Below are 14,088 nucleotides of genomic sequence, written 5' to 3'. Positions count from 1 at the left end.
CACGGGTTTCTGATGGTCAAAACCGCACTGAAATTTCGCCTGCATCGCACGGTGATCGTTCTTATCTCGCTGGCGCTGTTAGTGGTGCTGATGCAGGGCGCATCATGGTTTAGTCTTGGCCATCAGATGGCCCGTTCCGAACAGGTCGAGGAGCTGGCGCACACGCTGACGCGCCAGGTGGCGTTCAGCCTGAAACCGCTCATGGATAACAGCGACGATAACCGCACGCAGATTGAAGCCATCCTGAATCAGATGACGGATAACAGCCGTGTGCTGGACGCTTCGGTCTATGCCGACGACGGCAGCCTGGTGGCCCACAGCGGCGAGAGCATTAATGTGCGCGACCGCCTGGCGCTCGACGGTAAACGTGCCGGTAGCTATTTCAATCATCAGATTGTCCAGCCGCTGGAAGGGAAAGAGGGTCCGCAGGGTTTTCTGCGTATCACGCTGGATACCCATGTGCTGGTGACGGAATCGCGTCAGGTGGATAACACCACTAATATTCTGCGCCTGATGATGCTGCTGGCGCTGGCGATCGGCATTATCCTGACCCGTACCCTGCTGCGCGATCGCCGTACCCGCTGGCAGCAATCACCGTTCCTGCTGACGGCCAGCAGAACGGTGAAAGAAGATAAAGAGGAAGAGACGGCGGCGGAGAGTGTGGAGACGGAGAGGAAAGGGGGTTGAGTTCATATGGGAGGTGCGGTCTGATCGCTTGCTGAAACGAGATTGGACACCGGTCGGGCGATGACAGTCAGGATAGAGGCGGTTGCATGATCCTGACGGCGGGCGGCTAAAACAAAAAAAGCCGGAAGAATCATTGAGATCGCTTCCGGCTTAGAGTTAATTGTTATTCACAATATCCCATATGTTATCCTTTATCTTTTGATATATTTTATTTAACCGGACTCTTTCATCAAAATCATCCCGCCATATATAATATTCAGAAAAAGAACCATTTCCTTTATCCATCGTTTTCCATGTGTCACAAGCACTGTAAAAAAAAGATTCAGGGTCATTACATCTATTGTCATTAGACCATTCTAGTTTTTCTATTATTGACTCGACACCGCGAATCCAGTTAATTTCCTTCTCACTTATGAGAATGTCTCTCAACTTTTTAAATTCATTTAATAGATCTTCTGACAATATCTTACTATGCATATCACTACCTTAAAGGCCAGCTATCCATTATCTTAACCCCTGCCAGTTGCCAAGGCTGCTCAACAAATATCTGAGTAACATTTTGACCACCAAAATAAGAGCCTCCCTGATAACCCACTGGGCCCTCGTATATAGTTGTTCCTTTAGGTATTAAAACTTTGTATACAGATTCTAAAGGAGAAGTACCAGTTAATACTCCTTCGTTATCAATCCATTGGGGTTTAACAGCTAAATCAACACGAACTTTTGCTGCTGACTCAGCAGGGTCTCTCGTGAACCACTGGCCAAAAGCATTTTTCCCACCGCCAGCCTTTCCTGCTCGATATAAAACAAGATCTTCTTTTAAGATATTCTTATTATATTTACCGCCTGCAAAATTTTCAGCTGGATTATTTCTTAATTTAGCAAGTGGGCCAAGGTTATTAACCATATCATATTTATAATCGCCCTTGCACCTGCTTAGGCCTAATGGATCCACCCACCCCAGCGCATTCGGCGCATACTGGTACAGGTTCAGCCCACCCGCCAGCCCTATCGGGTCGTAAACCGCGCACTGTCCGGATCGTAGTAACGAAACAGATTGTAGTGCAGTCCGGTTTCACGGTCCAGGTACTGGCCCTGCATATGCAGGTTCTGGTCGTAGGCGGGCAGTTGCTGATGAGAGAAGGTGGAAAGGGATTACCTGATCCTGACAGCGGGCGGCTAAAGAGAAAAAAGCCGGAAGGATCATTCAGATCGCTTCCGGCTTATTTTAATACTTCCTTATTTTCTCATACTGATAGGCAATATCGACTAATTCCTCTATCAGTCCATCTTCATCTGGCCAATCTAAAATAAAACGTGGATAACCAGGCATATAATCCTTTGGATCCATTACCTTTATCATCTCTTCCAGTTCTTTTTTTACCTGCATCAATGCCTGGACTGAAAGAGGTGCTGTTTCGTTACGCTCATGCCGACTTATAGCATCAAGTAACTTTTTAAGGACGTTTTTTCAATAAAAATTCGAAAGAAGAAATCATAACAAAGATCCATATTTCCAAGGCTGAAGAACAAAAATCTGTTCTGCTCCTCCACTATATTGAGCACCATACTCAAATTGCGGTGCCGCTTTACCTATTATCATCGTTGCCCATGGTTTTATCTGCCATTGTTTGATTCCAGTCATACCATTCCATTCATGAGGTAATGCCAAACCAGCCCTGTTCGTCTGAGGTGTAAATGTTTAAAAAAATATTGACCTTCAGCTCTGGCAGTTTTTCCATAATCATGGAAGCGAGTTCCAAATTGATTATTCCCAGCTTTTTGAACGGATAAGGTATCTAAATCAAAGGAATCAATTATTTGTTTTCTCTGCGCATTATTCACCCCCATGGAACGAAGGTATGCAGATGCATCTTTTGCACTTTTATAAGGATCCGAGCGGCCATCACCTGAACACTTACTCAACCCCAGCGGATCTATCCAACTGAACGCATTCGGCGCATAAGCATACAAGTTCAGCCCGCCCGCCAGTCCTATCGAGTTATAGGGACGATTCTAGTGCGTCATATTTTTTAGCTAAGTTAAGATTCTGATGTGACTCATTTTTCGCGGACAGCTTTTCCTACGTTCTGCCGCCCGTTTACACGCTGATTTCGACGCGCATTTTTTACTCGCGAATTCATTTTAAATCAGTAAGATAGCAAATCATGGACCATAAAAATGCATTAAAGTATCAATATCATCCTTATCTTTTACAGTTAATGTATTTTTTTCCATGCGGTCATATTTATGTCTAATTCCTTTCATTGGAATAGAATTATTGTTAGTTTTTGCTAAATCCATTAATTCATCAATATCAGACTTATTCTTTAAAGTCCTTTTCAGCAGTGCTAATAGCATTATTTCTGCATCTTTTTTATTTAGCGTAAACATTTTATCAATCCGGTAGTATTTTAATTGAGTCAAAATGGATAACTTGTCCATCTGCATGTAACTGCACAGCACCCCCTTTACCATATTCTGGGTATGCAGAGGCAAAGGGTTCTAATCTGGTTGGATGAGTATTACCATCCCATTTTGGAACAAAAGCTGTAGGCTTACCATTTTGATATAACTGTAAAGTATTGAACGTACCACGCATGCGGGCATCACTCCATGCCGGGGCAATCTGGAAACCATTTCTGGCAGCACTACCCGAAGCATATTTATCAAATCCAAAATACGTAACCGGAGCAGCTTTATTCTCTATTGTGGAGGATACAAACTTATTAATTGATCCGTCAGACTCCATATACTTCATGTGCCGATAAGCAGTAGAAGGCATTGTCGCACTTGGTCCATCAGGCCCCACATAAAAATCAGGTTTATCTTTGCCGCCGCCGCTACAGTTACGACTTAACCCCCCACGGATCCACCCACCCCAGCGCATTCGGCGCAAACTGGTACAGGTTCAGCCCACCCGCCAGCCCTATCGGGTCATGGGAACCATCCCGACACCATCGTACTTTTTAGCACGCCACAACCCGCGCCACGCCTGCGTTTTTAAAGAGCCTTTTTTACAGCATTAACAACATGTTAACCCGCCGTGCCCGACGCGCGTTTTTTCGCCCGTTCACCATAACACTCCCCTCTCCGCTGTCACTGTATCGGGTTCTTCATCGCGGTGGCCGGACGGGCGCGGGCTGGCGAGGCCCGCAAGCGCTGCCCTGCGGCGCTCTGAAGCGCGGGAGCTGAAGGGAGCGCGGGGCCTGCATGACAGCTCAGGGGCCGGAACGTCACCCTGCCTTAGCCGCCGCAACGCTGATGCCTGAGGGAACGCCGGGTTTGCATGGCCGCACGGACCAGGGGTGGGCAGCGGAGCAGCAGACTGGCGGCTGAAAGTAAAAAGCCGGAAGGATCTTGATGATCGCTTCCGGCTTTTTCTTATGGATTGGACTTAATCACAGCAATTGCATTATTTACAACACCATTTAATAACTCTTCCTCTTTATAGGTAAAGTCACCATATTGAGCCATTGCTCTACAGGTTGATAACTCCTTTACCGCATCATAATTAATAACGTTACCCTTTATGGAATTATAACGGTCAATAAAAAATAATGCCGACTGATATTTTCCGGTTTTTTTTAACTCTGCGATTAACTTTTCAAGTGATGATAGTAAATCCTGAATATTCATTACCAAGGAACCTTCATTGTGTTAATAATCCATGATTTAGGTAAGTTAGATACAACTGCCTGATACCCCAAGCCGGGATATCCTGCTCCCTGAGCGGCGGCAGGTCCCTCACTAATCCAGGTGCCCTGAGGTACTTTAAACTCAGATACTTTTGTAATAACAACTCCCCAGTCATGTCGGATGGCGAGTTCTTGCCTCAATACTTCCTCTGAATTATAACGCTCATTTGTTATCCATGAATATTTCCTACCCGTCCTATTATTCACACCATGATATTTATAAAAAGTTTCAGGTGTATTTAGCTGTCTATTTCGATAAAGACCTTTATCAAACGTATCAGCAATACTTCCGGGAAGTTGCGGGCCTTTATAAGATGGTTTATTAGCACTACATTTCATCAACCCCAGCGGATCCACCCAGTTCAGCGGGTTCGGCGCATACGCATACTCATTCAGCCCACCCGCCAGCCCTATCGGGTCCTGCTGCGTAAACCGCGCACTGTCCGGATCGTAGTAACGAAACAGATTGTAGTGCAGTCCGGTTTCACGGTCCAGGTACTGGCCCTGCATACGCAGGTTCTGGTCGTAGCCGGGCAGTTGCTGATGAGTTTCGCGCAGCAGTTTGCCCCATGCGTTATTGATGCCTTCCCAGCTGATGCGGCCTTCGCTGTCTGTCAGGCGTTCCGGCATACCGTTAGCGGCATTGTGGAACCAGAAAATCTCCGCGCCCTCATTGCCGTCAATACGCGCCAGCGGTTCATAGCTGTTTGCGTCGCTGTATACGTAGGTCAGTGGCACTTCGTCGTGTATTTCCTGCAGCAGACGAAAACCGTCCCAGACGAAGCGGGTGAGGGTCGCTGCTCCGGCCGGCTTGCCGTGCAGTAAACGCTGCACGCGCTTGCTGATGCGGCGCCCGAGCGGATCGTAGCGGAAACTCACCTGCACCTGAGGCTTGTTGCGATCGCGCGGTTCGCTGACGACTTCGATCAGGCGATGCTCGTCATCATAGCGGTAGCGCCAGCGCGTCTGACCATCATCCTTTTCACTGGTGCGACCGTGCACGTCGTAGCGCCAGCGGATGCCGTTCAGCTGCGTAACACGGTTGTACGTTACCGCTGCTGCCGAGCTGCGGTCCAGCGGATTGCCCGCGCCATCCCACTGCCACGTATCATTACCGGGCTGTGCACCTTCCTGCGCCAGCAGACGGCCCGCGCTGTCGTAGTGCCAGAGCGTCTGGCTGAAAGGATTGTCGTCGCGCTGTTCGCGGATCAGGTTGTTGCCGTAGTCGAAATCACGCCGGCGTGACCAGCGGCGCGGTGCCGGGCGCTGTGCCTCACCGTCGAACACATCGCGACGCACCAGCCGACCTAGCCGATCGTAATCGCTGCGCGTGGTCAGTCCGCCCTGACTGCGGCTCAGCTCGCGGTGCAGCGTATCGCGCGTAAATTCGCTGACCGGCAGGTTATCCAGCGCAATGCTCAGCAGATGGCCACTGCCGTAATACAACTGTTTCAGCTGGCGGCCATCCGGCAACGTCAGCGCAGTGCAGTTGCCCAGCGCGTCGTACTGCCACGCCAGGCTGCCCTGATCGCCCTGCTCCGCTATCACGCGACCAGCCTTGTCATACGCGAAGGTAATCGCCTGCTCGGCTTCACGGCTCCACTGGTTTTCCCCCAGCGGCAGATGCTGCGCTACGCTTGCCAGCTGGCCCGCCGCGGTATAGTCATAGCGCGTCTGGCCTTCCGGGGTGATGCGTGCCATCAGTTGCCCTGCCGGGCTGAAGGCGAAGCGGTGCGTAATGGCCTGCGGATGACCGGCGGCGAAAGTGCGGGCTACTGCGCGTCCGGCGGCATCGTAGTCATAGCGTGTTGCCACACCGTCCAGCCCGATCTGCGCAAGCAACAGCGAATCTGCGCCCCATTCGAAGTGGTAGCTTTCACCGTTCTGATTTTGCAGCGAGATTAAACGTCCACGGCTGTCCCAGCGGCGCTGCACCTCTTCGCCCTGCGCGTTGCGCGAGAGAGTCAGTCTGCCGGCCTGGTCGTAAGCGAATTCGCTGCGTTTACCGTCTGCCGAGGCATACGCCACTGGCAGACCACGTTCGCTCCACTCCAGACGTTCTTCCCAGCCTTCAGCACGTTCCATCTGCCGGGGCCGCCCGGCGGCATCATAGTAGTATCGCGTTTCTTCGCCATCGGCTGCTGTAACACAACTCAGCCAGCCCAGCGGATGATAACAGTAACGCGTAGTCTGGCCGGAGCAGTCCGTCTCGCGAATGACCTGCCCGGCATCGTTATACTCACGGCGATAGCGATTGCCCGCCGCATCAATCTCTTCTGTGATCAGCCCAAACTCATCGCGCAGATAACGCGTGCTGTGCCCGAGCGCATCGACCACCCGTTCCAGTCCGTGATGAATGTCGTAGTAATAACGGATGGCAGCGCCGCCAGACTGGGTGATGACGCTGGGCAGGGCACGATGCGTTAACCACTCTGTGGTCTGCGCATTGCCATCGGCATCCTGCTCTTCAATGCGGTTGCCGAGCTCGTCATAGGTAAAGTTCACCGCATGGCCGAGCGGGTCAATACGGCGCGTCAGCAGTTCATTGTCATCCCACTCGTAGCGCCATTGCTCGCCGCGCTCGTCGATGTAGCAGGTAATCAATCCCTGTGCATTCCAGTGATGCTCGCGCTGCTGACCATCGTAGGTAGAAACGCGGGTAATGCCCGCCGCGAGATCGTAATGCATACGGCAGCCATCGCCGCTGCTGGTGCGGTTTTCTGTCACCCGCCAGTGATCAAACAGCTGCCAGCGATACTCACTCTCCAGCCCGCCCGGCAGGCGGTGCCACACCATCAGGCCATCCACGTTATAACGGAAACGGCGCGTCTCAATGCCTGCCGCATCGGTGACGCTGGCCAGCTGGCCGTGATCATCAAAGCTCCAGCGCATCAGCGGCCAGTGCTGTTCACCGTCAAAGTGACTGGCAGCGGTAACGCGTTGCGGATGGCGTTCGTCGTTGTAGTGCAGCGTCACGTCAATCGCCAGCGGTTCATCATGGATGCGCACCAGCCGGTTCTGCTCATCCCAGCCCATCTCCAGCGCGTTGCCGTACTCGTCACTCAGCGAGGCGAGGCGCAAGAGCTGCGGGTTTCTGGCGGTGGGTTTGTACAAGCGCCATACCCCGCCGTCATCGTCAGCGATTGCCACGTCACCGTGCGCATTGCGTCGCACCATCAGTCCTTCGCTGATGCTGTAAAGCACCTCTTTTTCACCGGGCAAGGCAAAACGCAGTTCGCGGCCGTTGTCATCAAACCAGGTGGCCTGATTGCCTTCCAGCATCAGATAGCTGTCGAACACCGTCGACCAGCCGCGGCCAAACAGGCCGGCGCGCTGCGTCAGGCTGTTATAGCTGCGCTGCCAGCGCAGGGGAAAACGTCCCGGCAGCGAGAAATCACGCTCGGCATCATCATTCAGCACTTTCACGCCGGTAGCGGCATGTACCGGGTGCAGCGCGGAGAATATCGCGTTGATAGACATATCGGCCAGCATGCCGCCGCCCGCCATTGCCAGCGCGCACGGCATATTTTTCAGGATCTGACCGGGGCGACCGCGGATCAGCGACAGGCCGATCATCGCCAGCGCCAGACCGGGCTGTTTGCCGCTTTTGATATCCCGCACCGTTAGCGTTTCACCGCCAATGATGACGTTGGCGGAAACATCATCGCTGATGGTCGCGCCACAGGTGGTGCGATCTTTAGCACGTGCCGCCGGCTGGCCGTTGATAAATACGCTTTTAGATCCTTCAGCGAGATACTGTGGTCCGCTGTGTTTCTCGCACGCAACTTTATCCTGTTCCAGCGGCGAGGTACCTGCGGCAGCGGAGGCAATCGTCGGCTGCCACATCGCCCCGGCGAACTGGTCGGCAACCGCCAGCAGTTTGCCGGCATAGTCGGCAAAAAATCCGGCCGACTGCGCTTCCGGTGGCGGCGTATCGCCTGCCGTCAGTTCGCCTGCCGCGCGAGCCGCCGCTAAGCCATTGATGATCACATTATCCGAACCGCTGGCAATGACACCCGCAGGCGACGGCGGAAACAGCATGTCGCCAATACCATCCGCAGCCGCGCTGATGTCGTCCGTGATGCCTGCCACATTCGCCACCGCACCTGCGATGATACCGCTCAGCAGACAGCTACTGCCTACCGCCGCCAGCGCACCCACGCCAACCAGCGGAGCAGCTACGGTAGCCACACCGGCAACAATCGCGCCCATCGCGGCGTAGACCGCACCTTCAGCGACGATACTGGTGATATCAGCGAAAATACTGGAATGAATGATGTCATCGCCCTGGCGGGCCGCGTGCTTATCCATAATTATCCCTTCCGTGGGGCGTTCAGCGTCAGGCTCTGTTTGAAGGCATGCCAGCGTGCCCCGTCTTCTTCATCAAAAGGCCGCATGGCTGAAAAAGTAAATATCATCAACATATTGGTTTCAGGCACGTTTACTGCCAGCTGACGTTGCCAGAGTGCCTGACCATTGCGATCAAAAGCCGTTTCCACTTCGATGGCGCGCAACGTGTTGTCGGCTCCCGCCAGCACACGTGCAAATTCGCTCTGCTCTACATGGCCCATCTGGCTGCGCAACGTATCCCACTGACGGTGAAACTCCTGCTCAAAATCGCTGCCTTCAGCGATTGGCCCACGGCTGACGATCAGCGCCAGCCCGGTGGCTTCATCGCGCAAAATATTCATGCTGGTGTCCTGCCAGCCCGCCGGAAACAGGGCGAACGCGCCCTCGTTGAATTGGTAGTGCATGTTGGATATCCGTTAGAGGAAATAAGTAGAAGTTGTGGGAAATATTGGCTGGTGAGTTTTGGAACACTCGGCTTAACGTTTATTTTTCGAAAAAATACATTTCACCACAAATGGAAAGCAAAGAGTAATTTAAAATTTTAGAATAAGCCTGGATGTTTTAGTAGATCTTTCAGTTATTTTTCTCACACCTCAATTCCCTTGCACCTAAAAAGACACCGCTCGGTTTGTACAAGCAGCGCCTTTATTCTCAACTCACTGATAAAATGCAGAGAAATGAAATTCAGTCATCTATATTAAAGACCATCATGATATGACTAACTTTGCCGCGTTCAATTTGGAATAAAATACGCTTTCCATCACCGTCATAATAGAGCCAGTATTGATTATCACTGTCATCCACCGCGCCATTTCCATACTTACTTTCCAACTGCACCTTGCTATCGCCAACTGAAATGCCTCTGGCCGTTTTGACACCCGGCTTGTTAAGGGTTATCTGTGCAATTATGTAACTATCTATATCACGATTCTGCTTATCCCATAGTAAATTAGAAGAATAAACATCGTAACAATCGTAATGATGTTGGTAATATTTGTAACTACTTTCGCCGGAAGGTATTTCCCCCGTAAAGCTCTCGCTGAGTTGAACCCCTGCATTTTTCTTTGCAGACTCATTCCACGTAGCCCCTAATGCAAAAGGATGATTGTTAATTTGCACGGTAAAATCTGAAGATGAGATAGGTGAAATTGCACTTGCATGATTAATAATTTTCTCCGCAGCATTTGCAGTTAACATTGATGCTGACGCAATAAAAATCAGTAAATACATTTTTTTAAAAAAAGAAATCATCCAACCATCCTTCTTATTTAAATTCCGGAACATCATATGAGAGATTTGCATTCGGAAAACTATCAAACATTCTCTTCATACTTTTAGTTTGCGCTGTCGCCCAGTTAACATCAGTTGCATATTGGTGTGTACCTGGAGATGCAGGATTCCAGCGCATTTTATACAATGTATTTTGACCTGATCCAACAAATTTATCGGATATCCACTTTGCGCCGCCATCAATAGCTTTTTCTGGAGTTGTCCAACCTTGTTTATACGCGTAATTTGCTCCTGTATTTACAGCGTTACCATCAAGCGCACCAATGCCATACATATTGTAAACTTTGGTACCATTAACCATTACACCTTTAGCAAGCTCACTTGTGCCATTACCGGTTTCCAGTGCAGAGTGTGCTGCCAGGTAAGCCTCGTTTATATTATATTTTTTTGCCGCGTCAAGGTAAGTTTGCTCCTGTCCGGCAAGAGTTCCTTTCCCTTCGAGGAAATTACTCATATCATCTTTACTAATCCCAGAAGATGATGATAAATCAACAAATTGATATTTGTCTGTTCCGTTCATATGGTTGGCAGGATCGACATACTTTTTGATGTCAGCTTCAGTTGCTGGGACAAAACCTTTTTTGGTATTGCTCCACTTAACTGGGGTTGCTTTAAGTCCCTTTTGTTTCTTGACCATATCATCTACAGAATAATCATACTTACTCTTTTTATCGGTGGAACCCTCTGTTTTACCTACACTAGTATCTTTAGATTTTTCTGCAGCTTTCGGCGCAGCCGGAGCCGCCTGTCCTTTCTGTTTAGGGGGGAACAGGTTCTCCACCGCTTTACTGATATTCTGTTTGTGATCAGCACCTGGCGCACCGGTGCCGGGCTTCGCACCGTCAGTATTCAGGTTCAGCTTGCCGCCGGACGTTGTAATATGGCCATCGCCCTGCACGAAAATATTGAAGCCTTTACCGACGATATTAATGTGACCGTTAGCGTTGAGTTCAATGGCGCTTTCACCGCACTCCAGACGCAGTTTGGTGCCGGATCCCAGAACATAAGTATCAACTGCCGCGTCCAGCTTGCCTTGTCCGGTCAACAGCTCCTCGCCGCCTTTGATACCGTGTACACGGTTGGTCTCAACGCGGTACAGCTCATTGCCGCCAGCATAATGGCTGTGGTTGTTGGCGACCGAGTGGCTGGCATCGTTTTTAACGTGCGTATCCATGTTTTTCTGCGCCTGGATCCAAAGATGCTCCTCGCCTGCCTTGTCCTCGAAGCGCAGCGCGTTTGCCGTGTCCGCCGTGCCGTCCTTCGAACGGCTTAAAAAGCCCATCTGCGTCGCCGCCGCCGGCAGCGCCCACGGCGGCATGCTCGCCTCGTTGTACACGCGACCGATGATCAGCGGCCGGTCCGGGTCGCCGTTAATGAAGTCCACCACCACCTCATCGTTCACGCGCGGGATCTGCACCCCGCCGAAACCCTGGCCCGCCCACGCGCTCGACACCCGCACCCAGCACGAGCTCGTGTCGTCGCCCTTCGCCAGGCGGTCCCAGTGGAACTTCACCTTCACCCGGCCGTAGCGGTCCGTCCAGATCGACTCTCCCGCCGGGCCCACCACCTTCGCCGTCTGCGGCCCGTGCGTCTTCGGCCACGCCGTCGCCGGCTCCGCGCGGTACGTCACCGACGACGGCAGCACCGTGAACGCGATGTTGTGCCGCGCTCCGCCGCCGCCGCTCGCGTACCCGTTCTCCTCGAAGTCGTACCGCGCCGACGTCACCAGATACTCTCCGTTGTCGCTGAAGTGCGGCGCGTTCACGATGCCGAACCGGTACCCCGGCGCGATGCCCGTCGCCGTCCCCGTTCCGCTCACGCTGTGGTGCGCCACCTGCCACACCTCCTGGCGGATGCGCGTGTAAAACTCGCCGTGGCTGTGGTCGACAAAATGGCCCGGCCAGTCGTACACGTCCACCGCCCCCGGCACCGGCGACACCGGGTTCTGCCGCGCCTGCAGCATCCACGCGTTCGGCTTGCGGAAGTCGTAGTCGTCCGTGCTGTACATCCCCGGCGTCACGCTCTCGCACAGCGACCACTGGCTGATGCCCTCCTCCGTCACGCTCCCCCCCGACGCCGTCACGTGGTACGGTATCGTCTCGTAGCCCGCGAACGCCTCGTGCTGGTCCGCCCCGTCGCACAGCACCATCACGTGACGCTCCGCCTCGTGGCGGAACCAGTAGTAAATCCCCTCCAGCTCCATCAGCCGGCTGATGAAGTCGAAGCTGCTCTCCTGGTACTGCACGCAGTACTCCCACACCCGGTAGCTGCTGCCCAGCCGCGTCTCCACGTTCACCCCGTTCTCCTGCAGCAGCGTCTGCACTATCTGCGGCACCGTCTGACCCTGGAATATCCGCAGGTTGCGGTCCCGGCGCATCGGCCACAGGTCCGGCTCCACCCGCAGCTGGTACACCGCGTAGCGCGTCCCGCTCAGCTCCTCGCTGCGCACCGCCACCCGCGTGATTTTGCCGTTGAGGTAGCGCGGCGACAGCAGGCTCTGCGTCGGCAGCGTGAACGTGACCGGCTGCCCCAGCAGCGCGTGCCGGTCGATGCGCGCGTCCGTGGCCAGCAGCTCGGCGTTCAGCTCAAACGACTGCGACAGCGCCTCGGCGCCGGTGAGTTTCCAGAACAGCAGGCCGTCCATCGGCAGCTGCGCGGTGATGCGTGAGAACATAAGCAGATTCCGTAACTTATTTAAGTGATTGAGTCATCGGGGGAGGTTAAACGCCAGGGTGAGAAATGCAGCATATAAGCATTACGCTAAAAATTAACAAGCGGTCTTATAGTGCTTTTTTCTTATTTCATATTCGGGAAGTGTTCGATGACCCGGGTATTGCTCGCTACCAGGCAATACCCGCAGGTCAGACAAGCGTCTTTTACTGTTGCAGCGGATCACATAACGAGTTTAAAAGAGGTGCCATTATACTTTTTTCTACGAAGCGGAATGCCAGCTAAAACATGATTAATCGACAGCAATTGTCATTATTTCACGTTGATTTTTAGTGTTGCCAGAATAATTTCCAGGCAGCGTTTATTCGCTTCATAGTAATAATTTTTATCATTCCTGTGCTGCCCCACCAGCTCAACGTAGCACCACAATCCTGAACAATTGAATATGTAGCTCTGGTAAAAGGCGCGCATTTTCTCTTCGTCGCTGTAGAGTTCACCTGTACAGGTCAATATCGAACCAAGCGCAGCATTAATATCATTAGGAATGGGTTCCAGCTCGTTTGCCGCCAGCGTGACGGAATGCTCATGCTCCTGGAAACGTAGCGTCGATTTTTCAAAAGCATCTTCTGCGGAATGGCATACCGCGCCAGAATAAAAGTAAAAATTAATGACCCCATAGTTTACGCCATCTATAGTATGATCAACGATAAGCCTGTTCTCAGCAATAACCTTGACATTCCATGAAACCGGTATTCTAAAAGCGCTTTCCCCATCCAGGTTTACCGAGGTTAGCAACTCCGCCATGGCTAAGTTACTGCGATGCAGCAGATCCCAGTTAACCACTGTAAAATAGATGTCATTGGCAAGCGAAGGATAGTCGCGTGCCGCACATGACGCTTTTAATAAGAAGTAGTTCCCACCGCCACTGTCCCGGTTGTAATCTTTTTGAACAGTGTATCGTGAGATCACGTCGTCACCGGAGGCGTGCGTTTTTAGGGTTAATACATCCGCGAAAATACCGTTTTCTGATGCCTTACCGACAAGACGGCGGTTCAGCACTTTTTCGCCCATCATGGCAAGTTTTTTAAACAACCAGTCAGACGCATTCATCTCCCACTGGCAGCGTTCATACGCGGCCCAAACTTCCAGATAGGGTGAGTCATCCGTGGTTAAGTAGCGTCCGATATTGGTTAAACCGATATCAGGGAAAGCAACCGGTTCCAGTTCCGCTGGCTTGAGGCTTTTTGGCAGCACAACCCAGTAATGCAGCATTTCTTCTCTGGCCGATGTATAAAGGCATTTCCAGAAGCGCAGTTCAATCTCTTCTTTAGAGAAACCCGGCGTAAGGGGAAAAGCATAGTCCGTATCAATATTCATAGCCTGTTTCCCTTCT

The 14,088-nt window shown here is 52.0% G+C and carries 13 protein-coding genes and 3 pseudogenes; 1 reads left to right on the top strand and 15 read right to left on the bottom strand.

The window, feature by feature from the left end; genetic code table 11:
• The first annotated feature begins 12 nt into the window (after positions 1-12).
• Positions 13-687, top strand: a complete 675-nt coding sequence (locus tag AC6I8P_RS03485) for a YtjB family periplasmic protein (RefSeq protein ID WP_498030977.1) — start codon at positions 13-15, stop codon at positions 685-687.
• A gap of 156 nt (positions 688-843) precedes the next feature.
• Here AC6I8P_RS03485 and AC6I8P_RS03480 read toward each other — a convergent pair whose 3' ends face one another.
• From AC6I8P_RS03480 to AC6I8P_RS03410, 15 genes and pseudogenes are all read right to left on the bottom strand, one after another.
• Positions 844-1,164: a hypothetical protein gene (locus tag AC6I8P_RS03480; protein WP_338670789.1), complete on the bottom strand. Its 321-nt coding sequence runs from the start codon at positions 1,162-1,164 to the stop codon at positions 844-846.
• Between the two features lie 4 nt (positions 1,165-1,168).
• Positions 1,169-1,594 carry a hypothetical protein gene (locus tag AC6I8P_RS03475; RefSeq protein ID WP_338670788.1) on the bottom strand — a complete coding sequence of 142 codons (426 nt, stop codon included), beginning with the start codon at positions 1,592-1,594 and terminating at the stop codon, positions 1,169-1,171.
• 9 nt (positions 1,595-1,603) lie between these two features.
• Positions 1,604-1,806: pseudogene (locus tag AC6I8P_RS03470) on the bottom strand (RHS repeat-associated core domain-containing protein); the annotation flags it as partial.
• 109 nt (positions 1,807-1,915) lie between these two features.
• Positions 1,916-2,077, bottom strand: a complete 162-nt coding sequence (locus tag AC6I8P_RS03465; RefSeq protein WP_338670786.1) for a hypothetical protein — start codon at positions 2,075-2,077, stop codon at positions 1,916-1,918.
• Between the two features lie 105 nt (positions 2,078-2,182).
• Positions 2,183-2,332, bottom strand: coding sequence for a hypothetical protein (locus AC6I8P_RS03460; protein ID WP_498030976.1), 150 nt, complete (start codon positions 2,330-2,332; stop codon positions 2,183-2,185).
• Positions 2,329-2,685, bottom strand: a pseudogene (locus tag AC6I8P_RS03455) (hypothetical protein); the annotation flags it as partial. The gene AC6I8P_RS03460 and the pseudogene AC6I8P_RS03455, both read right to left, overlap by 4 nt.
• Positions 2,686-2,853: 168 nt before the next feature.
• Positions 2,854-3,081: a hypothetical protein gene (locus AC6I8P_RS03450; protein WP_338670783.1), complete on the bottom strand. Its 228-nt coding sequence runs from the start codon at positions 3,079-3,081 to the stop codon at positions 2,854-2,856.
• A 4-nt stretch (positions 3,082-3,085) separates the two neighbouring features.
• Positions 3,086-3,439, bottom strand: a complete 354-nt coding sequence (locus AC6I8P_RS03445) for a hypothetical protein (RefSeq protein ID WP_338670782.1) — start codon at positions 3,437-3,439, stop codon at positions 3,086-3,088.
• A gap of 106 nt (positions 3,440-3,545) precedes the next feature.
• A pseudogene (locus AC6I8P_RS03440) lies at positions 3,546-3,626 on the bottom strand (sugar-binding protein); the annotation flags it as partial.
• Between the two features lie 445 nt (positions 3,627-4,071).
• On the bottom strand, positions 4,072-4,326 hold the full coding sequence (locus tag AC6I8P_RS03435; RefSeq protein ID WP_338670781.1) for a hypothetical protein: 255 nt from the start codon (positions 4,324-4,326) through the stop codon (positions 4,072-4,074).
• A complete protein-coding gene (locus AC6I8P_RS03430; RefSeq protein WP_498030975.1) occupies positions 4,326-8,696 on the bottom strand; it encodes an RHS repeat-associated core domain-containing protein in 4,371 nt (1,456 codons plus the stop codon). The genes AC6I8P_RS03435 and AC6I8P_RS03430 overlap by 1 nt, the downstream gene beginning before the upstream one ends.
• Positions 8,697-8,698: 2 nt before the next feature.
• A complete protein-coding gene (locus AC6I8P_RS03425) occupies positions 8,699-9,139 on the bottom strand; it encodes a DcrB-related protein (protein ID WP_136547494.1) in 441 nt (146 codons plus the stop codon).
• A 280-nt stretch (positions 9,140-9,419) separates the two neighbouring features.
• Entirely contained in the window at positions 9,420-9,986 is a 567-nt protein-coding gene (locus AC6I8P_RS03420; RefSeq protein ID WP_498030974.1) for a hypothetical protein, read from the bottom strand.
• Between the two features lie 13 nt (positions 9,987-9,999).
• Positions 10,000-12,699 carry a type VI secretion system tip protein TssI/VgrG gene (gene tssI, locus AC6I8P_RS03415; RefSeq protein ID WP_338670778.1) on the bottom strand — a complete coding sequence of 900 codons (2,700 nt, stop codon included), beginning with the start codon at positions 12,697-12,699 and terminating at the stop codon, positions 10,000-10,002.
• 308 nt (positions 12,700-13,007) lie between these two features.
• Positions 13,008-14,072, bottom strand: a complete 1,065-nt coding sequence (locus AC6I8P_RS03410; protein WP_498030973.1) for a hypothetical protein — start codon at positions 14,070-14,072, stop codon at positions 13,008-13,010.
• Positions 14,073-14,088 lie beyond the last annotated feature (16 nt).

Source organism: gamma proteobacterium symbiont of Lampromicra miyakona (assembly GCF_059730895.1).
The sequence above is the reverse complement of the archived record's forward strand: the minus strand, read 5'-3'. Positions and strand labels throughout refer to the sequence as shown.